Below are 19,470 nucleotides of genomic sequence, written 5' to 3' on the forward strand. Positions count from 1 at the left end.
AACGGGCGGAACTTGGGGATTCCTGCGGAACCATGTCCGGACCAACCGTGATCGCGCGGCGCTTGGCGCTCGGCGCCCCGCTTCTGCTGCTGGCCTGCGGGGGGCGCGAGCCGCCGCCCGCGCCGCCGCGCGTGGAGGGCTATGCCTATCTCACGCCGCTACGGCTGAACGTGGCGGATCTGGAAGTGGTGGCCATGCCGGTCGATGCGCGCGTGGATCCGCCCGCGCCGATCCAGCCCGCCGCCGAGGTGGCGCGGATGGGGCGGGACCGGATCGCCCCCTCGGGCACCACCAACCGCGCCCGCTTCGTGGTGGAGGCTGCAAGCCTCACCCGCTCGGGCGATGCCATCGCGGTGCTGCTGCGCGCGCGGGTGGAGGTGCTGGACGGCGACCGCCGTATCGCCTTCGCCGAGGCCGAGGCGCGCCGGAGCCTGACCGGAACCGGTAGCAGCGGTGCCGCCCGTTCGCGGGCGGCCGAGACGATCATGATCCGCGCGATGGAGGACCTGAACGTGGAGTTCGAGCTTCAGGTCCGCCGCAACCTGCGTGACTGGCTGCTCGAGACCTCGCCCAGCGCACCGGTCCCGGCTATGGGCGGGCCGGAGGGAGTTGAGCGGCAGGACCTGCCCCGGGGCTGAGAAGGGGCGTGGGCGCAACCGCGCCGGGGCTTCATGCGCTTCGTCCTCCAACAAAGGAGACGCGCAATGACACAGCTTCGCCTTGCTCTTCTGCCGGTCCTGTTGCTCGGAACCGGGCTCGCCGCCTGCGCGCCCTATCCGGCGGAACCCTACTATGCGGTTCCTCCGGTGGCGCCGGGCTACGCCGCTGCGCCGGTCGATACCTATTGTCGCGAGGCCTACGCCGCCGCGGCCGGCGCGCAGCAGGAGGCCGCGATCACCCGCAGCTACGAAGCTGCGGCCCGTGCCGCGCGCGCCGACGGCTTCTTCCGCCGGGACTGCTAGCGGGACCGTCCGCCCACCCTCGGTTCTGGGGGCGGGCGGGTCTCGTTTACGGGGCCTTTGCGCTCTGCCGATAACTTCAACATAGAAGCTTTATGGCGGGTTCCTCAGATTCCTCCCCGTGGAGGATCTCATGGCCCATCCCATTTCCGCTTCGCCGAGGACGCGCCCCTGCGCGACCCGGACGGACGCGTCCCAGCCCCCGCCAGCCGCCGGTCGCGCGGCCCAGCCCTGGCCGCCGAGCCTGCGCTCACAGGGCGTGGCGGCGCCAGATGCGGAGGATCTACTCGCTGCCGTTGCCGCGGGCAGCGGCGACCGCGTGCTGTTCATCGGCGAGGCTGGCGGCGAACTGCTCTGCGACGCGCTGCATCGCGGCTGCCGGGGCGGCGCCGCTTTCCGTGCGGCGCCGGCCCATCCCGATCCCGTCGAAATCGTTGTCGCCCCCGCTATTCGGACGGAGGAGGCGGGACGGGCGGTGGCCGATTGTGCGCGCCGCGCCCTGCCGGCCGGCGGGCGGCTGGCGCTCCGCCTGATCGGCGACGGCGCGGCCAGCCTGGCCCGCAGCATCGCGGCCCGACTGCGCGTCTATGGATTCGAACGGGTAGGGCGCCGTGGCCAGGAAGACGCGGGGCTTCTTGTCTACCGCCTCCCGGCTGCGCGGAGGGCTGGCTGATGCGCCCGGCCCTGCACGGGATTATTCCCGCGCTCGTCACCCCTTTCTGCGCCGGAGATTCCGGCACGATCGACACGGACGCCCTGTCCCGCCTCGCGGCCCGCGCGGTGGCGCGGGGCGTCGGCGGGTTGGTGGTTTGCGGCAGCACGGGGGAGGCGCCCGCCCTCTCGGCGATAGAGCATGCTCAGGCCGTTGCCTGCGTAGCGGAGGCGGCGGGCGGGCGGCCGGTGATCGCAGGCGTGGGCGCTCCCTGCACGGAGACGGCGGCGGCACTGGCAGTGGCGGCCGAACACTTGGGCGCTTCGGCGCTGCTCGTCTCTGCGCCGCCCTATGTGCGGCCGGGGCAGGAGGGGCTGCGGGCGCATGTGCGCGCCGTGGCCGCTGCGACCGGGCTGCCCATCGTGCTCTACGACGTGCCGTCCCGCGCCGGGGTGGCCTTCGCGGACGAGACGATCGCGCGGCTGCATGAGGACGGGCTGATCCAGGCGCTGAAGGATGCGTCCGGCGACCTGTCCCGCCCGCCCCGCCTCGGGCGGCTCTGCGGGCCGGAGCTGGTGCAGCTCTCGGGTGACGACGCGACGGCGCTGGCGCATCTCGCCATGGGCGGGAAGGGCTGCGTCTCGGTCACCGCCAATGTCGCGCCCGCGCTGTGCAGCGCGCTGCAGGCCGCCTTCTCGGTGCGCGACCTGGCCTTTGCCGCCATGCTGCGCGACCTGCTGGCGCCGCTGGACGCCGCCCTGTTCGCCGAGGCCAACCCGATCCCGGTGAAGGCGGCGCTCGGGCTGCTTGGGTTGTGCGAACCGCATCCGCGCCTGCCGCTGACGCGAGCTGAGCCGGCCACGCTGGCGGGGCTTCGCGCGGCGCTGGGTGCGGTGATGGAGCGCGAGGAGGCGCTGGCGCGGAGCCTTTCGACCCGTGCGAGCATGCGGCAGGTGGCCTGAGCGGTGCTTCTCGATTCCGCCTCGGCGCGGGCCCTGGCGCGGGTGGGGCTGTTCCTCGGCTTCGCAGGGCTGTGGTGCTCGCTGATCCATCTGCTGACGGCGCGGCCGGTCACGCCTGTGCCGATGCTGTTGATGGCGGCGGGGATGGCAGTCGGGTTCGCGGTAGCGAACCGGGAGCGGCCGATGGAAGGCAGCCTGAACCGTTGGGATGAGGCCGTGACCTTTGTCGGGCTGGCCGGGCTGGCGCATGCGGTGGTGCGGATGGCTGGGTAGGGCGGGATGTCTCCGGGGAGAGGAAGAAGGAACTCTTCCTCTCCCCGGACCCCTCTCCAGGGGCAAGGCGCGCCCGTCAGCCCTCGAAGGTGCCGGAGCGGCCGTTGATGATGGAAAGGAACTCGCGGCGGGTCGCGTGGTCCTCGCGGAAGGCGCCGAGCATGGTGCTGGTGACCATCGTTACACCGTGCTTGTGCACGCCGCGGGTGGTCATGCACTGGTGCGCGGCTTCCAGCACCACGGCGACACCGATCGGGTCCAGCACGTCGTTGATGGCGCCGGCGATCTGCGCTGTCAGCTTTTCCTGGATCTGCAGGCGCTTGGCGAAGGCGTCGACAACGCGGGCGAGCTTGGAGATACCGACGACGCGGCCGCGCGGCAGGTAGCCGATATGCGCGCGGCCGATGATGGGCACCATGTGGTGCTCGCAATGGCTTTCCAGCCGGATGTCGCGCAGCACGACCATCTCATCATAGCCCGCCACTTCGTCGAAGGAGCGCTGGAGGAGCTGCACGGGGTCGGTGCCGTAGCCGGCGAAGAGTTCGCGGTAGGACTTGGCGACGCGCTTGGGGGTGTCGAGCAGGCCCTCGCGGTCGGGGTCGTCGCCGGCCCAGAGGATGAGGGTGCGGACGGCCGCTTCGGCCTCGGCCTGGGTCGGGCGGGCATGACCGGCCAGTTCGGCGGGGAGGCGCATCGTGGCCGGGGTGGCTTCGGCGTCGGGATGGGGTTCGGTCACGGCGGGTCCTCGGCTGCGCGCGTGGGCGCACGGGGAGAGAATGGGGATGGGGGACGGGAGGGGGAAGCGGGCGGGCAGCGGGGCTGCCGCGCCGGCGCCGCATCATCCGCCCCATGGTGTGGAACGGCCTGCACCGGGGGTGCTAGTTGACCGTCACCTGGCCGTGCGGGCTGTCGAGGCTAAAGGCGGGGATCTCGGCGTCGAACATCTCGCCAGTCTCGGTCACCACCATGTGGTAGGCGCCGCGCATGAAGCCGGAGGGCGTCGCGAGCGGGGTGCCGGAGGTGTATTCGAAGGCCTCTCCGGGCTCGAGCACAGGCTGCTCGCCCACCACGCCGTCTCCATGCACGTGCTGGCTGCGGCCGAGGCCGTCTGTGATGTGCCAGCTGCGCTTGAGGAGTTGCACGGTCGCGCGCCCCTCGTTCTGGATACGGACGCGATAGGCCCAGACATGGCGGCCCTCATCCGGGTCCGATTGGTCGGCCAGGTAGAAGGTGCGGACCGTGACGCGCAGGCCGCGCGTCACGGCGGTGAAAGCACCAGGATCACTCATGGGAGCCACTGATGCGCGGCGGCCAGGGCGGCGCGCCAAGTGCCGATGGTCATCGCGCATTCCTCCTCTGACCCATCTCTAGATGAGCTGGCAGCACAGCGTGCCACCCGCCGCGCCGCCGCGTCCATTGCCGTGCGCCGGTCAGCGCGCGGGACCGGCCGCGCGCGAAACATCCGACGACCGTCCGCCGCCCTGGCTGCGCAGGCTGTCCAGCGCCTGGGCGAGGTCGTCGATCAGGTCCTGCGGGTCCTCAAGGCCGATGGAGAAGCGGACCGTGCCGTCGGTGATGCCGAGCCGCGCGCGCTCCTCCGGTCCCACCTTCATGTGGGTGGTGGTGGCGGGGTGGGTGACCATGCTGCGGGAGTCACCGAGATTGTTCGAGATATCGATCAGCCGCAGCGCGTCCAGCACGCGGAAGGCGGCCTCCTTTCCTCCCGCGACATCGAAGGTGACGAGGCTGCCGCCGGCCGACATCTGGCGGCGCGCGAGCGCCTGCTGCGGGTGGCTGTCGAGGAAGGGGTAGAGGGTGCGGGAGACCTCGGGGCGGGTGGCGAGGAAGTCGGCCAGCTTCGCGGCGCCCGCGCACATGGCGGGGAGGCGCAGATGTAGAGTCTCAAGACCCTTGAGGATGACCCAGGCGTTGAAAGGCGAGATGCTGGGGCCGGTGTTGCGGATGAAGGGCTGCAGCACGTCGTTCACCCACTTCGCCGAACCGAGCACGGCGCCGCCGAGGACGCGGCCCTGGCCGTCGAAATGCTTGGTGGCGGAATAGACGACGACGTCGGCGCCCATGGTCAGCGGCTTCTGCAGGAGCGGTGTGGCGAAAACGTTGTCCACCACCACGACCGCACCGGCGGCATGGGCCATCTCGGCAACGGCGGGCAGGTCCACCAGCTCGAGCATCGGGTTGGACGGGGTTTCCAGCAGCACGAGGGCGGTAGGCGTCTTGAAGGCGTCGCGCCACTGGTCGAGGTCGGTGCCGTCCACGAACACCGTCTCGATGCCGTAGCGCGGCAGCAGGGTGGAGACGATCCAGTGGCAGGAGCCGAACAGCGCGCGGGAGGCGACGACGCGGTCACCCGCCTTCAGGTGAGCGAGCATCGCGGCGTGGACGGCGGCCATGCCGGAGGCGGTGACACGGCAAGCCTCGGCGCCTTCGAGGGCGGCGAGCTTGTTCTGCAGTGCCTCGATCGTCGGGTTGCCGAAGCGGGAATACTGGAAGTGCTGGATGTTGCCGAGGAAGGTGTCCTCCGCCTGGCCCGCGCTCTCGTACATGAAGCCCGAGGTGAGGTGCAGCGCCTCGGACATTTCGTCAAAGGAGGAGCGGTTCTGGCCGCCGCGCACGAGAAGCGTGGCGGGGCGGAGCGGGATGTTCGGCAGGGTCCTGGGCATTGCGGGCGTTCCATCAAGTCACGGCCGGCCCGGATAGGGGCCGGGCAGGTCACGGATGGCCCGGTCGGGCAAGGGCATTCCCGATGAAGGGTGCCCCGGCCACGGCCGTTTAGCGCGTTTCTTTATGCTCGCCGCAAGCTGGCCGACAAATCGCGAGCTGCGCCCAGGGACGGGCACGGACCCAAGCTAGTGCCGCACCCCCCGTTTCGGCAAGCGGGCTGGGCGGGCCTGCGAGGAAAACGCGTCACACCCGTCCTGAGATGCTCTCGGCTTCGTGACGCCACCTTGAGTTGCAGACCTCTCTCCGAAATGATGATCGCGGGCTACCAGAAGGGTGGCGGAACCGCCAGGACGGGGTTGGGCCATGTGGCTGGGCAGGATTTTCGGACGCGGTGCTGCTGGTCGGGCGGGTGTGCCGGGAGTGTCATTTGCCGAGGCGGCGCAACCCGCGCGTCGCGGCTTCGCCGAGGATCTTGGAGGAGCGAAGCTTCGCGGCATCCCGCGCCTGATGCGTTCAGGGGAGGGCGCGGGGTGGAGCGGTGGTGCGACGCGGGCGGGCCGGACGGCCGGTGAAGCGCCTTTTGCCAGCACCGGCCCGCACGGCCATCGTGGCCGCCTGCGCGAGAAGCTGCTGGAGCGCGGGCCGGATGCACTGGCCGATTACGAGCTGCTGGAGATGCTGCTGTTTTTCGCCTTCAAGAAGGGCGACACCAAGCCGCTCGCGAAGTCGCTGATCAACCGCTACGGCAGCTTCGCCGCGGTGCTGGCCGCGCCCCAGGCGGAGCTGATGGCGACACGAGGCCTGGGGGAGCACAGCGTGGCCGCGCTCAAGCTCGTGCAGGCCTCGGCGCTGCGCCTGGCCAAGGCCGAGGCGATGGAGCTGCCGGTGCTGAACAACTGGGACCGGCTGCTGGCGTATCTGAATGCCGCCATCTCACGTGAGAAGGTCGAGCAGTTCCGCATCCTGTTCCTGGACAGCAAGAACCGCCTGATCGCCGATGAGGCGCAGGCGCGCGGCACGGTGAACCACACGCCCGTCTACCCGCGGGAGGTGATCCGCCGCGCCCTGGACCTGCATGCGACGGCACTGATCCTGGTCCACAACCATCCCAGCGGCGACCCCACGCCGAGCCGGGCAGATATCGAGATGACGAAGGAGATCCGGACGGCCGGGGAGATCTTCTCGGTGGTGGTGCATGACCACCTGATCATCGGCAACGGGCGGCATCTCTCCTTCCGGCGCGAAGGGCTGCTCTAGGCACCGGCGGACCGCGCCCCGGAGCTCTCGGCGATTGCGCGGAAGGGGGCACTGCGCTAGGTAACGACCAGAGCGCGGGCGTAGTTCAGAGGTAGAACGTCAGCTTCCCAAGCTGAATGTCGTGGGTTCGATTCCCATCGCCCGCTCCACACTTCTCCGAGCAAGCCTGCTCGCGACGAGGATCGCGCCTCCGGGCTGGTTGTCCATCGCGCGTTCTGCTGTTCCTGAAGACTTTGTCCAGCGTCCCTTTTGACGCTGATTTAACGCCAGGTTCACGCGACATTGCGGGCTGCGTGCTTTCCTCCCTCATCAGCCGGTTCGGCCAAGTGGTGACACGTTACGGCTGGTGCTGAGGCGCTGCGCTGCGCTGCGGTCGGGCAGCGTCGGCCGGGAGACGAGGACCGGAAGATGACTGCGATGAAGGAGGTTTCCATGATTGGAATCGATCTTCCTGATGAGCAGGCGGAGCTGGATCAGGTGATCCTGCGGCTGGCCCAGACGGCGCGCAGCAGCGGCCTTGACGTGGCCGGCGGATTTCTGGAAGCGCTGCGCGATGCCCTGTCCAAGGGCCAGAGCCCACGTTTCGGCGGAAATTGAACGCCTCGCGGGCCGCAAGCCCGTGCATGCGGCCGGAGGCCGTGCCTGGGGCCTGCCTTCCGTTCAGAAGGCCCCGGATGACACGAACGACACCTTCGGCGGGTAGGGAGGCCCCTTTCCCTGCGGCGCTAGCCGCACGCGCGCTGCTGCACGTCGTAAGCGAGACAAGGACGCTCAAATGTCTCTCGCGGGTCACGGCGGAGCGTGTATCCGAATCCCCGTTCAGCGGCATCGGCAGTTGCCGAGCTGCGAGTGGCACTGCCGGCGCGCCGGCTCCCTTCTTCGCAGCGCGTCCTACACCTTCGAGCGGCTGGATCACTGGTTCGCCCTCGCGCGGCAGATGCCGGGGCAGGTGGCCGAGCTGTACCGCGTGACCCTCGACCGGCCCGAGATCCCTGGGGACGGCTTCATCCGGCGCAGCGATGTCTACCGGCGGGTCGGAGAGTTATGTCCTCGCTTTCCCCGTGGGCTGCCTAGGGGTGTTCAGGCCGGGGTGGGCGGGGCGACGTCCATGTCGTCATCCATCACCCGTTCGATGAAGTCGCCCACCAGCTGCTTCAGCGCGCCGAGGGAGGGCAGGTCCATCACCATGGCGATGTAGCCGCGCAGGCTGCGGTCACGAACGGCGAAGTTGATGTAGAGGAACAGCACCAGCCCCTGGGGCTGCGTCGTGTCCGGGCCGGCCAGAAGGGTGCGGCCGTCACCGCGCAGAACCTCGGGCAGGGACATGGTGAGTGAGCGGCGCAGCATGTTCGCCATGGTGGCGAGGCAGCCGTTGAGGATGATGTTGCCCGTCTCGGCGAGCGCTTCGCGCTCCATCTCGGCGGCGTCCTCGGGCGGGATATCCTCGCCGGCCACGGCGCGCATTAGCTCCAGCCCGTTGGCCTGGGGGAAGATCAGCAGCGCGCGGCCGCGGAAGGCGCCGGCGAAGCTCTGGCGCACCGCAATCAGGTCACCGCCCTCGCGCTCCTCGATGAGGGTGGCGGCGGTGGCGTGCGGGATTACCTCGATGGAGGGGACGGAGAGCAGCACCTCGCCGCCCACCATCTTGCGAAGGGAGGAGGCGGCGCGGCTGACACCGATATTCACCAGCTCGGTGAGGGCGTCGCGTTCCAGCTCGTCCAGGATGACGGCCGGCCTTGCCGCGGGCGCGCTGCCGGTTGGGTCGGCGGGGGTCACCCGCGGGCGCGCAGGCGCAGCGCGGCGCCGGAGACGAAGCCGCGCAGCGCCTCCTCCGTGACCGGCTTGGGCACGAAGCTGGCATTTACGGCCCGCGCACGGGCAATCACTTCGTCCTGGACGTTGGCGGTGATGACGGCAATCGGCATTTCCGGATGCAGGCTGCGCATCTCGGCGGCCAGGGCCAGGCCGTCCCTGCCGGGCATGTTGTAATCGAGCAGCGCGAGGTCGATCCCGCCCTCAGCCAGGCGCGCCAGGGCGTCGTCGGCATTGGCGGCTTCGGCGCGCGCCCAGTCGGGCTGCAGGGCCGCGATCGCCTTGCCGGCCACGATCCGGGCCAGCTTGCTGTCGTCGACGATCAGGACGGTGGTTGCCATCGGGTGCTCCAGGGCGCGACGGATGCCGTTTCGCCGCCCGCCATACTAGCCCGTTGCAGCCGGCGCCAGAAGCGGGGCCAGCCAGCGGGCAGTGAAGGGATCGGATGCGGGCGCGGAGAGGGGCGGGCGCAGGGCCAGCAGCACCTGCACGACGGCCGCGTGCAGGGGGCCGGCGGCGGCCAGGTCCACCGCGCGCCCGGGCGCTGCCTGCAGGAGGACGAGTAGCGTCTCGGCGTCCTCCACCCGTGCCTCGCCCTCGATGCGGATGACCGCGCCCTCGGCTTTCACGCTCATCTGGCGGCGCTCCGCGCCAGTAGGCCCGGGAGGTCCAGCACCATCATCACGCGGCCATCGCCTCTGAGTGCCGTGCCCAGCAGGCCGGGCAGGCCGCGCAGCAGGCCCTCCGGCGGACGCAGCAGCAGGTCGAGCCTGCCCTCGAAGCCGTCCACCTCCAGCGCCGCGCGGCCGGCCGCCCCCTCCGTCACCACGGCGCGCAGAGCGGTGCCGCGGGGGGCCTCAGGCAGGTCGAGCAGGGCGGAGAGACGCAGCAGTGGCAGGGTGCGGCCGCGCAGGACGAAGGCCTCGCCCAGGCCGAGCGGCAGGACGTTGTCCGCGGGGATGCGGGCGGTCTCGGCGACCAGCTCAGCGGGGATGCCGAAGGACTCCCCGCCCGCGCGCACCGCGAGCACCGTGGTAACGGCAGCGCCGGCGGGGAGGAGAAGGCGGATGGCGGTGCCCGCGCCGGGCGCGCCGGTGGCGGAGGCGCGGCCGCCCAGCGCCTCCACCGCGGCGCGCACGGCATCCATGCCGACGCCGCGGCCGGAAATGTCGGTGACGCTTTCGGCGGTGGAGAGGCCGGCTCGGAAGACGAGGTCCAGCGCCGCCGCATCGTCCAGCGCGTCGATCGCGGCGGGTTCCATCATCAGGCGGGCGCGGGCGGCCTCGCGGAGGCGCGCGGGGTCCAGCCCGCGGCCGTCGTCGCGCAGCTCCACCAGAATGCCCTCGCCCTCGCGCCGGGCGAGAAGGGTGACGCGGCCGGCGCGGGGCTTGCCCGCGGCCTCGCGTGCGGCGGGATCCTCGATGCCGTGGTCGATGGCGTTGCGAAGCAGGTGGAGCAGCGGTTCCGACAGGCCATCCACCACGGCGCGGTCGGCCTCCACCGTCTCGCCCTGCATGGTGAAGGTGATTTCCTTGCCCAGCCGCGCCGCAGTCTCCCGCGCCAGGCGAGGGAGGCGGGAGAAGGCGCGGCCGAGCGGGACGAGGCGCAGCCCGAGCGCGCCGCGGTGGATGGTGGCGGCGAGGCGGCCGATCCCGGCGGCACTGTCGGCCAGGGCGCGAGCGAGGGCGGGGTCGGCGGCCTCCCCTCCGTCGGTGATCCGGGCGACGAGATGGGCGAGGGCGTTGCGGGCGACGATCAACTCCCCGGCCATGTCCGCCAGCGCGTCCACGCGGGCGGCATCCACGCGCAGGCTGCGGGCGGGGGAGGCGGCGGGCGAGGGCACGGCGGGTGGCCGCACGGCGGCGAAGGCGACTTGGTCGGCCACGAAGCGCAGAGCGCGGCGCAGATCGGCCTCGGCCGCGGTGCTCGCGGCCTCGATGAGGAGGTTGCAGGTGAAGGGATCGGGGCCCTCGGCCGGCCAGGGCTCGCGTGCCGCGATGTGCAGGGCGGAGAGGCCGGGAAGGGCGCGGATCAGCGCCATCGGATCGTCGCCCAGGAAGAAGCAGTCGGGCGCCGGGACGTAGCGAAGAGCTGTGAGCGATTGGCCTGCCGCATGGGCAGCGGCGATGGACGTGGCCTCGCGCGTGAGCAGGGCGGGGAGCCAGTCCGCGGCTGCGGGTTCGGGGGGCGGCGCGGGTGCTGCAGTACCGGTCAGGAGCGGAGCACGCAGGGCGGCTTCCAGCGCATCTCCTTGCACCGCGGCCCCGGCGGGCAGGGCGCCGGCGGTGGCGAAGATCTCGATCCAGGACTCGGCGGCGCTGACAAGGCCCAGCAGGGCGTCCAGCGATGCGCGGCCGGGCGCGAGGAGGCCGGTGCGCATCGCGTCCAGCAGGTCCTCGCCCGCATGCAGCGCAGCGCCGAGCGGCGCGAGGTCGAAAAGGGCGACGGAGCCCTTCAGGGTGTGCACGGCGCGGAAGGCGGCGTCGAGATGCGCGGCGGAGGACGGATCGCGCTCCAGCGCGAGCAGGGAGTCGGAGGAGGCCTGCAGCAGCTCGCGCGCCTCGGCGAGAAAGACCTCCAGCAGCTCGTTCATGCCGGCGTCTCCTGCAGCGGGCGCTGGTGGACGACGGCGTCCTCGAACCGGCGCTGGACGAAGCGGGAGGAGATGCGAGTCATGGATTCCGTGTGGCCGAGCAGCAGGAAGCCGCCCGGCGCGAGGGCGGCGTAGAGGTTGCGCGCGGCATCGACGCGGGAGGCCTCGTCGAAATAGATGAGCACGTTGCGGCACAGGATCACGTCGAACCGACCCTGCGCCGCCATGCTGGCCGCGTCCACCAGGTTGGCCGTGGTGTAGCGCACGGATTCACGCAGATCCTGGATGATGCGCCGCTGCCCGTCCTGCGCGGGGCCGAAATAGCGGGCTAGCAACTCGGGCGGGAGGCGGGCGGTCGCGCGCTCGCCATAGGTTCCGTCGATCGCGGCGGCCAGTACGTCGGTGTCGATGTCGGAGCCGACGATCTCGATGTTGTAGGCATCGACCATCGCCCAGTTCTCCAACAGCCAGATGGCGATGGAGTAGGGCTCCTCGCCGGTGGAGCAGGGGACGGACCAGATGCGCACGCGGTCGCCGGGTCCGCGGCGGAGGACGATCTCGGGCAGGATGTCGCGGCTGAGTGCGCGGAGCTGATGCTCCTCGCGCAGGAAGTAGGTCTCGTTGACGGTGAAGCTGTTGACCAGGCGCTCCGCCTCGGCCGGGCTTGTGCGCAGCAGCGCCATGTAGTCGGCGAAACCGGCCGCGCCGGAGCGCGCGATGCGTTGCGCCACGCGGCGCTCGATGTAGTAGCGCTTGCTCTCGCCGTAGAGCATGCCCGTGCGGCGATAGAGGAACTCGCAGAGGCGGCGCAGGTCCTCGGCGCCGAGCGGGGCGTCGCTCATGCGAGCCACGTCTTGAGCGTCGGCGCGATGGCTTCGAGAGGTGACACGAGTCCCGCCCCGCCGGCCCGCACGAGCTCGCCCGGCATGCCCCAGATCACGGCGGTTTCCTCCGCCTCCGCGATGGTGCGCCCGCCCGCGGCGTGCAGCCGTGCCATGGCGGCGGCGCCATCATTGCCCATGCCGGTCATCAGCACGCCGAGGAGTTGGGCCGCGGGCAGCAATTCCATTGCGCTGTCCACCAGCCGGTCCACGCTCGGATGCCATCGATGGGAAGGGCTCGAGGGCGCGGCGAGGGCGACGATCCCGGCGGTGCGGCGGGCCAGGAGGAGATCGGCGTCGCCGCGCCCGACATAGACATGGCCGGGCCGCAGCGGCACGGGGCGGACCACCTCCTGCACCGTCAGGGCGCAGAGCCGGTCCAGGCGTCGGGCCAGGGCGCCGGTGAAGCTGGCGGGCATGTGCTGGGCGATGACGATGGGCCAGGGAAAGTCGGCGGGCAGCGGCGCCAGCACGGCATCCAGCGCCGGCGGGCCCCCTGTGGAGCAGCCGAGGAGGACGATGCCGCGCAGCGCAGCAGGAAAGGGCGCGTCCGGCATCGGGACTTGGGCCGGGGCGGCCGGCGTGCCGGTAGGTGTGGCGGTGCCTGCCGCATGCGGGCGACTGCGAACGGGGAGCGGTGCAGGGAGCCCTGCCCGCAGGCGCACGCGCTCGGCGAGGCGGTGGCTGTGGCGCAGCCGTGCGCCGGCCGCGGCGCGCACCTTCTCCACAAGGATGGGCGCCAGATCCTCGATCGAGAGGGAGGCGGCGCCGGCGGGCTTGGCCAGGAAGTCCACCGCGCCGAGGCGAAGCGCCTCCAGCGTCTCTTCCGTCCCAGCACCGGTGAGGGAGGAGAGCATGACCACCGGCACGGGGTGTTCGAGCATGATGCGGTCGAGGCAGGTGAGGCCGTCCATGCGCGGCATCTGCACATCCAGCGTCACCACATCGGGCGGGTCCGCGGCGATAGCCTCCAGCGCTTCCTGCCCGTCGCGGGCGAAGCGCAACTCGAAGCCGCCCGCCTGCGTGAGGACGCCGCCGAGCAGGCGCCGCATCAGCGCGGAATCATCGACGACGAGCACGCGGATCACGGGGCTGCGGCCTTCCCCGCGCGTTCCGGGCGCGGCTTGGCCAGGGCGGCCAGCAGGTCTCGTTCCGCACCCTCGAGCAGGGCATGGGGGTTGATCAGCAGGATCATCCGGCCGTCGCGCTCCACGCGCGCCACGCGGTCGAATACCGTGCCGCCCGTGGCATGGGCCGGCGCGGGGATGAGGTCGGCGGCGGCGACGGCGAGCACCTCCGGCACGGCATCCACCACGAAGCCGGCGCGCAGCCCGTCCATCCGCACGACCACCACGCGGCCGCCCTTGCCGCTCGCCTCCCCTCCGAAGCGGCGGCGCTGGTCGATCACGGGCAGGGCGGCGCCGCGCAGATTCATCGTGCCCAGGACGAAGTCCGGCGCGCGGGGGATGCGGGCGAGGGTGGCGGGGCGGCGCACCACCTCGTCCACCGCAGGGACGGGCAGGCCGAATTGCGCGTCGCCCAGGCGGAGGATGACAAAGCGCTCCTCCGCATCGGCGGATGCGGCTGGAGCGGTCTCCTCCATCGGTTTGTCGGATACACCTGCCAGCAGGCGCGCCGTCGTCGCCTCGTCGAAAAGATGGGTCGGGGAGAGGACGGAGATGAGGCGGCGGCCCCCGTCGAGCCGCGCGATCGCCTCCACCCGCGCCTCGCCACGGCCGCGGGTGAGGACGGGGGGAACCGGGTCCAGTGCGGTGTCCGGCAGGCGCAGGATCGCGCGCAGGGCATCCACCACCAGGCCGACGCGGAGGCTGCCGAGGCGCGTGACGAGAAGGCGGGTGTGTGACGTCGCGGCCATGGCGGGCAGGCCGAGCAGGGCGTGGGGGGAGACGAGCGGCAGCACCTCTCCCCGGAAGGGAAGGACGCCGAGCATCGCGTCATCCGTGCCCGGCAGGTTGGCCAGGCCCTCGGGGAGGCGAGCCACTGCCGCGACGCGGTCCAGCGGCAGCGCGTAGTCCTGGCCGGCAAGGGTGAAGGCGAGAAGCGCGACCGTCCGGGCGGTGGGGTCCGTGGATGCGACGTCCGGTTCCGGTGGAGGCTGGGGTGCGGTTTTCGCCGGCGCGCCAAAATCGTGCGCCAGCAGGGCGGGGAGGTCGATGGCCTGCGCGGTCTCGCCGCGCCCGAGTCCGCGCACCAACTCGACGAGAAGGCCGAAGGGCGCCGCGCCCTCCATCACCACGACCCGGGAAGCGGGGGAGGAGGGCGTCTCCGCCCGGCCGGTGATACGGGCCAGGGACAGCACGGGCAGCACGGCGCCGCGCAGGTTGGACAGGCCGAGAAGGCTGGGCGGCGCCTGGGGCACGCGGGTGAGGGGTGTGGGGCGCAGCACCTCGCGCACTGCGGCAGCGGGCAGGGCCAGGACCTCGCCCGCCACGCCGACGGTCAGCATGGCGGCATCGCCCGCCGCCTCCGTCCCGGCGGAATCGGGCACCGGATCAGGCCCCCGCGGACCGCAGCTCGTCCGCCAGCCCGGCGATCTCCTCGATGGCGGCGGCCAGGTCCTCGGCCCCGCGCGCCTGTTCGCGGGCGGCGGTTGAGGCCTGGGCGGCGGCGGCGCTGGCCTGCTCGGCAGCGGCAGCGATGCCCTGGGTGCCGGCCAGCACCTCGCGCACGGAGGTGAGGATGCGGTCGGTGCCGGTCAGCACCTCATCCGCGCCCGTGCGCAGCTCCTGCAGGTCGGCCTCGGCCGCCTCCAGTCGAGTAAGCACCGTACGTCCCTTGGCGATCTCGCCCAAGGAGGCCGTGGCGACCGCGCCGAGCTCTGCGCGCACGAGGGCGAGCTGGTCGCGGATGTCGCGCACCACCTCCTTCATGCCATCGGCCTGGGCGGCGGCGTCGCGCGCCAGGGCGCGGATGTCGGTGGAGACCACGGCGAAGCCGCGCCCGGCCTCGCCGGCCCGCGCCGCCTCCACGGAGCCGCTGACGGCCAGCATGTTCGTCTGCACGGCGACGAGGGCGATGGAATCGACCACCCGCTCGATCCGGCGTCCCGAGGTGTCCAGCGCGGCGACCTGGCCGGCTAGGTCGCGCGCCGCCACTGTCGCCTCCTCGAGCCCCGCCGCGATGCCGGCGATGGACGCGCGGCCCTGGGTAAGACGGGGGCTGATGGTGGCGAGTCGTTCAACTGCGGCGGCCGCGGCGGCGCGGGTGCCGGCGGCGGCGCGCTCGATCTGCGCCATGGCCGCGGAGGACTGGTGGGTGGCGGCGGCCTGGACCTGGGCGCCGCGGCTGATCTGCTCCAGCGCGGTCATGATCTCGCCGGCGGCGCCGGACATCTCCTGCACAGCGGCCGAGAGTTCCTCCGCGGAGGAGGCGACGGTCTCGGCCGAGGCGGTGTTGCCGGCCTGCAGCCCCTCCGCGACCGCGGCGAGGGCTTGGGCGGTGCGCTGGCTCTCGTCCAGGGAGGTGCTCTGCTGGCCGACTGCGCGCTGGGCCTCGGCGGTGGCGGCGGATTGCTCCTCGGCGGCGGAGGCCACGCCCTCAGCGCCGCGCTGTGCCTCGCGCGCCGCGGTCTCGGCCTCAACGGTGGCGAGGAGGATAGTCTGCGCACCTTCGGCGAGCGCGCTCATTCCCTCCCGCACGCCTTCCAGTGTGGCGACGACGGCACGGCCCTGACCGGCCTGCTCCTCGGCGCCCGCGGCGGCATCGCGAATGCGGGCGGCGACGGTACGGACCTCGGCGCGGATGCCCTCGACTAGGGACTGCACCTCGCGCGCGCTCGCCTCGGACCCCTCGGCAAAGGCGCGCACCTCCTCGGCCACCACCGCGAAGCCGCGGCCGTGCTCGCCGGCGCGCGCCGCCTCGATCGCGGCGTTGAGGGCGAGGAGATTGGTCTGGTCGGAGATGTCGCCGACGGTGCCGATCAGCTCGCCAATGCGCGCGGCCCGTTCCTCCAGCGCCGTTGCCACTTCCACGGCGCGGAACTGGCGGGCGGCGTTCTCCCCGGCGAAGGCGGAGGAGGCCTCGATGCCGCTGCCCAGATCGGCAAGGGCGGCCTGGAGGGCGGCGGTGCGGCGGCGGGAATCCTCCGCCCGGTCGCGCGCCTGGACGAAGATGGCGCCCAGGCTGTCGATGCTGCCCTGGGATTGCTGCGCGGCGCCCGCCGCTTCCTCGGAGGCGGCGGCGATCTGGACGAGGGCACGGCTCAGCTCCTCGGCGGCGGCGGCGGCCTCGGTGATGCCGGAGGCCAGTTCCTCGGTGGCGGCGCCGATGCGCTCGGCGGCCTTCTCGCGCCGGTTGCGCGCGCGGTCCTGGGCGCGGCGCTGGCTGGCGGCGAGGGCGGCGGTTGTGTTCTGCAGGGCGGAGGCGGAGGGCACGACCTTCGGCGCCGGGGCCTGGTCGGGAACCTGGGCGGCGGGGCGCGTCAGTTCGGATGTCTTTACCAGCGCCATGCGTCCCGCCCCCGATCGAAGCCCGCCGGCGCGCCATCCGACCGGAGGGCGGAGCCGTCACGGTCGGGACGGGGCGGGACTCGGCGTCAGTCTAGGGGGTGGGAGCAGGGGCCGCCAAGCTGGTCAGCCCGGGGCGGCGAAGGCGGCGGATTTCACCAGGGCCCAGAGGCGGAGGCCCGGTCGCAGGGAGAGGCGGGCGACGGCATCGGCGGTGACGCGGGCGAGCAGGACGGCGCCGCCCGTGCGGAGGCGCAGCATCGCTTCGTGCGGCGCGGCGGGTTCGATGGCCTCCAGCTCGGCGGGAAGAATGTTCTGGACGGAGAGGCCGCGCGGTTCTTCGAGCGCCACGGAAACGTCGCGGGCGCGGACGCGGACGCGCAGTGCGGCGCCGGGCGGTTCGTCCCGCATCGGGACGCGCAGTTCGCCTCCGGAAAAGCCCATCCGCGTGAGGCCGCGCGCGGGGTCGTGGTCCAGCACCGTGCAGGCGAGGACGGCGCCGGCATCGCGGCGACCGGCGAGGAGGGGGAGGTCGGTTCGGGCGGAGAGGGCCTCGACGGTGCCGGAGGCGAGGACGCGGCCAGCCTCCATCAGCACGAGTCGGTCGGCGAGGCGGTCCACCTCGTCCAGGGCGTGGGTGACGAGGAGGATGGGCAGGCGGAAGCGGGTGCGGACGCGGGCCAGGAAGGGGAGGACCTCGGCGCGGCGGGGGGCGTCGAGCGAGGCGAGGGGCTCGTCCATCAACAGGAGGCGCGGGTGGGAGAGGAGGGCGCGGCCAAGGGCGACGCGCTGGCGTTCGCCGCCCGAGAGGGACGCGGGGCGGCGCGGGAGAAGGGGAGCTATGCCGAGGAGGTCGGTCACCTCCTCCAGCCCCGGTCCCTCGGCGTCGCGGGGCGCGCGGCGGAGGCCGTATCGGAGGTTCGTTTCCACCGAGAGATGCGGGAAAAGGCGGGAGTCCTGGAAGACGACGCCGCAGCGCCGGCGCTCGGGCGGGATGGTGATGCGAGCGGGGGTATCGAGCAGCACGGTGCCGTCGAGCGCGACGCGGCCGGTGTCGGGGCGGAGCAGGCCGGCGACTGCGGAGAGAAGCGTGGACTTACCGCAGCCAGAGGGACCGAAGACGGCGGTGACGCCCGGCGTTGGGGTGGTGAAGGCGGTCTCCAGCGTGAAGCCGGGGTAGCGGTGGCGGAGCGCGACTTCGAGCATCAGCGCGGGGCCCGGCCGAGCAGGAGGGCGAGGCGGCGGCCGGCGAGGTCGGCCAGCAGCAGGCCGGCAAGCGCCAGGGTGAGGGATATGGCGGCGAGCTTGGCCGCAGTGGCTTCGCCGCCTGGCGTTTGCGTCGCGCTGTAGATGGCGAGGGGCAGGGTTTGCGTCTCGCCGGGGATGTTGGAGACGAAGGTGATGACGGCGCCGAACTCACCCAGCCCGGCGGCGAAGGCGGTGATGGCACCGGACAGGATGCCGGGCGCGACGAGGGGCAGGGTGACGGTGATGAAGCGGTCGATCGGGCCGGCGCCGAGGCTGCGGGCGGCGGCTTCCAGCCCGGGATCCACGGCATCGAGGCTGAGGCGGACGGCGCGGACGATAAGGGGAAAGGACATCACCGCGGTGGCCAGCGCGGCGCCTGCGGTGGTGAAGACGAGGCGTATGCCGAAGAGCTCGTTCAGCCAGGCACCGACCGGACCGCGCAGACCGAAGGTCACGAGAAGGAGCCAGCCGACGACGACGGGCGGCATGACAAGGGGGAGGTGGACCAGAGCATCCAGCAGGGCGCGGCCGGGGAAGCGGCCGCGGGCCAGGAGCAAGGCCACCAGCACGGCGGGTGGCAGACCGAAGGCGACCGAGCGGAGGGCGACAGAGAGGCTGAGCCGGACCGCGTCCCATTCCTCCGGCGTGAGCATCAGGGCGCGCGGAGCGTGAAGCCGTGGCGGCGCCAGGTCTCGGCAGAATCCGGGCCGGTGACAAAGGCGAGGAATGCGCGCGCCTGTGCATTGCCGGAGGCGCGGCGCGTGAGGGCAAAGGGACAGGTGACGGGCGGGTGGCTCTCGGCCGGGAAAGTGGCGAGGACACGGATGGCGCGGGAGGCGGCAGCGTCGGTGGCATAGACGATGCCGAGCGGGGCCTCGCCGCGCTCGACCAGCAGCAGGGCGGAGCGGACATTGTCTGCGCGGGCGAGGCGGGGAGCGATGGCCTCCCACGCACCCATCCAGGTGAGGGCGGCCTGGGCATACCGGCCGACAGGGACATTGGAGGGGTCGCCGGTGGCGAGGCGGCCGTTCGGGCCGATCAGGGCGGCCAGATCCGTGCCGGGAGCGAGGACGACGGGCGTGGCGGGCCGGTCGGCAGGGGCGATGAGGACGAGTGCGTTGGCGATGGGGGAGAGGCGGGTTTCGGGCAGGATCAGGTCGCGCCCGGCGACATAGTCCATCCAGGGCTCGTCGGCGGAGGCGAAGATGTCGGCCGGGGCGCCCTGCTCGATCTGGCGAGCCAGCGCCGAGGAGGCAGCGAAGGAGAAGCGCGGGGCGGGGTTGCCGCGTGCGGCCCATTCCGGGCCGAGGGCGCGGAGCGCGTCCGTCAGGCTGCTGGCGGCGAAGACGAGGGGCGGGGTGTCCGCGCGGGCGCGCAGCACGGTGGCAAGGGCGAAGCCGGCCGCGAGCGTGCGCAGGAGATGACGGCGCATCGGTTCCCGCCCGCTGTTCCCATTTGGCTATAGCGCTGGGTTGGGGTGATCGCAAGGCGGCCGATGGTGGCGTGCGGACCACGCGGGTGCGATGCCAGCGAAATGTGAAAAGGACGGCCGCTGCCGCGACGGCAATGGCCGCAGAACATTCCTGCGAGAACCGGTTGCCGCTCATCGCGGGGTCTCCTGCGCGCTTCGCACGGCCGCGGGCGGGATGGCGCGGCCCTGCGCCGTGCTGAACACGCGATGAGGG

The 19,470-nt window shown here is 72.3% G+C and carries 21 protein-coding genes, 1 tRNA gene and 1 riboswitch; of the genes, 8 read left to right on the forward strand and 14 right to left on the reverse strand.

Annotated features, from left to right (window positions below; all coding sequences use genetic code 11):
- Window positions 1-32: 32 nt before the first annotated feature.
- The 5 genes from ACVBD7_RS02300 to ACVBD7_RS02320 all read left to right on the forward strand — a co-directional run bounded on the left by ACVBD7_RS02300 (window position 33) and on the right by ACVBD7_RS02320 (window position 2,846).
- On the forward strand, window positions 33-638 hold the full coding sequence (locus tag ACVBD7_RS02300) for a hypothetical protein (RefSeq protein ID WP_458095912.1): 606 nt from the start codon (window positions 33-35) through the stop codon (window positions 636-638).
- A gap of 66 nt (window positions 639-704) precedes the next feature.
- Entirely contained in the window at window positions 705-962 is a 258-nt protein-coding gene (locus ACVBD7_RS02305) for a hypothetical protein (RefSeq protein ID WP_458095913.1), read from the forward strand.
- A 130-nt stretch (window positions 963-1,092) separates the two neighbouring features.
- Entirely contained in the window at window positions 1,093-1,632 is a 540-nt protein-coding gene (locus tag ACVBD7_RS02310; protein WP_458095914.1) for a hypothetical protein, read from the forward strand.
- Window positions 1,632-2,573, forward strand: coding sequence for a 4-hydroxy-tetrahydrodipicolinate synthase (gene dapA, locus ACVBD7_RS02315; protein WP_458095915.1), 942 nt, complete (start codon window positions 1,632-1,634; stop codon window positions 2,571-2,573). The genes ACVBD7_RS02310 and dapA overlap by 1 nt, the downstream gene beginning before the upstream one ends.
- 3 nt (window positions 2,574-2,576) lie before the next feature.
- The gene (locus ACVBD7_RS02320) at window positions 2,577-2,846 is read left to right on the forward strand and encodes a hypothetical protein (protein ID WP_458095916.1); all 270 of its coding nucleotides are present in this window, start codon (window positions 2,577-2,579) and stop codon (window positions 2,844-2,846) included.
- Window positions 2,847-2,922: 76 nt separating this feature from the next.
- On the opposite strand, the gene folE is transcribed toward ACVBD7_RS02320, so the two are convergent.
- The 3 genes from folE to metZ form a co-directional block, all read right to left on the reverse strand.
- Complete coding sequence (folE, locus tag ACVBD7_RS02325; protein ID WP_458097619.1) at window positions 2,923-3,540, reverse strand: GTP cyclohydrolase I FolE; 618 nt, start codon at window positions 3,538-3,540, stop codon at window positions 2,923-2,925.
- A gap of 184 nt (window positions 3,541-3,724) precedes the next feature.
- Entirely contained in the window at window positions 3,725-4,135 is a 411-nt protein-coding gene (apaG, locus tag ACVBD7_RS02330) for a Co2+/Mg2+ efflux protein ApaG (protein ID WP_458095917.1), read from the reverse strand.
- Between the two features lie 141 nt (window positions 4,136-4,276).
- Window positions 4,277-5,527 (reverse strand): O-succinylhomoserine sulfhydrylase, encoded by a 1,251-nt coding sequence (gene metZ / locus ACVBD7_RS02335; RefSeq protein WP_458095918.1) that lies wholly within the window; start codon window positions 5,525-5,527, stop codon window positions 4,277-4,279.
- An 89-nt stretch (window positions 5,528-5,616) separates the two neighbouring features.
- A riboswitch (SAM riboswitch) is annotated at window positions 5,617-5,694 on the reverse strand.
- Window positions 5,695-5,948: 254 nt separating this feature from the next.
- On the opposite strand from metZ, the gene radC reads away from it, so the two are divergent.
- The 3 genes from radC to ACVBD7_RS02350 all read left to right on the forward strand — a co-directional run bounded on the left by radC (window position 5,949) and on the right by ACVBD7_RS02350 (window position 7,382).
- A complete protein-coding gene (gene radC, locus ACVBD7_RS02340) occupies window positions 5,949-6,785 on the forward strand; it encodes a RadC family protein (RefSeq protein WP_458095919.1) in 837 nt (278 codons plus the stop codon).
- Between the two features lie 74 nt (window positions 6,786-6,859).
- Window positions 6,860-6,934 (forward strand) — tRNA-Gly (locus ACVBD7_RS02345).
- A 259-nt stretch (window positions 6,935-7,193) separates the two neighbouring features.
- Window positions 7,194-7,382, forward strand: coding sequence for a hypothetical protein (locus tag ACVBD7_RS02350; RefSeq protein WP_458095920.1), 189 nt, complete (start codon window positions 7,194-7,196; stop codon window positions 7,380-7,382).
- A 483-nt stretch (window positions 7,383-7,865) separates the two neighbouring features.
- Here ACVBD7_RS02350 and ACVBD7_RS02355 read toward each other — a convergent pair whose 3' ends face one another.
- The 11 genes from ACVBD7_RS02355 to modA form a co-directional block, all read right to left on the reverse strand.
- Entirely contained in the window at window positions 7,866-8,561 is a 696-nt protein-coding gene (locus ACVBD7_RS02355) for a chemotaxis protein CheX (protein ID WP_458095921.1), read from the reverse strand.
- The gene (locus ACVBD7_RS02360; RefSeq protein ID WP_458095922.1) at window positions 8,558-8,938 is read right to left on the reverse strand and encodes a response regulator transcription factor; all 381 of its coding nucleotides are present in this window, start codon (window positions 8,936-8,938) and stop codon (window positions 8,558-8,560) included. The genes ACVBD7_RS02355 and ACVBD7_RS02360 overlap by 4 nt, the downstream gene beginning before the upstream one ends.
- Window positions 8,939-8,983: 45 nt before the next feature.
- Window positions 8,984-9,232, reverse strand: a complete 249-nt coding sequence (locus ACVBD7_RS02365; protein WP_458095923.1) for a hypothetical protein — start codon at window positions 9,230-9,232, stop codon at window positions 8,984-8,986.
- Window positions 9,229-11,190 (reverse strand): chemotaxis protein CheA, encoded by a 1,962-nt coding sequence (locus ACVBD7_RS02370; protein WP_458095924.1) that lies wholly within the window; start codon window positions 11,188-11,190, stop codon window positions 9,229-9,231. The genes ACVBD7_RS02365 and ACVBD7_RS02370 overlap by 4 nt, the downstream gene beginning before the upstream one ends.
- Window positions 11,187-12,032, reverse strand: a complete 846-nt coding sequence (locus tag ACVBD7_RS02375; RefSeq protein ID WP_458095925.1) for a CheR family methyltransferase — start codon at window positions 12,030-12,032, stop codon at window positions 11,187-11,189. Before ACVBD7_RS02375 ends, ACVBD7_RS02370 begins: the two co-directional genes overlap by 4 nt.
- Complete coding sequence (gene cheB, locus ACVBD7_RS02380) at window positions 12,029-13,159, reverse strand: chemotaxis-specific protein-glutamate methyltransferase CheB (protein ID WP_458095926.1); 1,131 nt, start codon at window positions 13,157-13,159, stop codon at window positions 12,029-12,031. Before cheB ends, ACVBD7_RS02375 begins: the two co-directional genes overlap by 4 nt.
- Entirely contained in the window at window positions 13,156-14,580 is a 1,425-nt protein-coding gene (locus tag ACVBD7_RS02385; protein ID WP_458095927.1) for a chemotaxis protein CheW, read from the reverse strand. Before ACVBD7_RS02385 ends, cheB begins: the two co-directional genes overlap by 4 nt.
- A gap of 4 nt (window positions 14,581-14,584) precedes the next feature.
- Window positions 14,585-16,540 (reverse strand): methyl-accepting chemotaxis protein, encoded by a 1,956-nt coding sequence (locus tag ACVBD7_RS02390; RefSeq protein WP_458095928.1) that lies wholly within the window; start codon window positions 16,538-16,540, stop codon window positions 14,585-14,587.
- 123 nt (window positions 16,541-16,663) lie between these two features.
- On the reverse strand, window positions 16,664-17,743 hold the full coding sequence (gene modC / locus ACVBD7_RS02395) for a molybdenum ABC transporter ATP-binding protein (protein WP_458095929.1): 1,080 nt from the start codon (window positions 17,741-17,743) through the stop codon (window positions 16,664-16,666).
- Complete coding sequence (gene modB, locus ACVBD7_RS02400; RefSeq protein ID WP_458095930.1) at window positions 17,743-18,438, reverse strand: molybdate ABC transporter permease subunit; 696 nt, start codon at window positions 18,436-18,438, stop codon at window positions 17,743-17,745. The genes modC and modB overlap by 1 nt, the downstream gene beginning before the upstream one ends.
- Complete coding sequence (modA, locus tag ACVBD7_RS02405) at window positions 18,438-19,217, reverse strand: molybdate ABC transporter substrate-binding protein (protein WP_458095931.1); 780 nt, start codon at window positions 19,215-19,217, stop codon at window positions 18,438-18,440. The genes modB and modA overlap by 1 nt, the downstream gene beginning before the upstream one ends.
- Window positions 19,218-19,470 lie beyond the last annotated feature (253 nt).

It is taken from the genome of Roseomonas sp. WA12 (genome assembly GCF_054165765.1).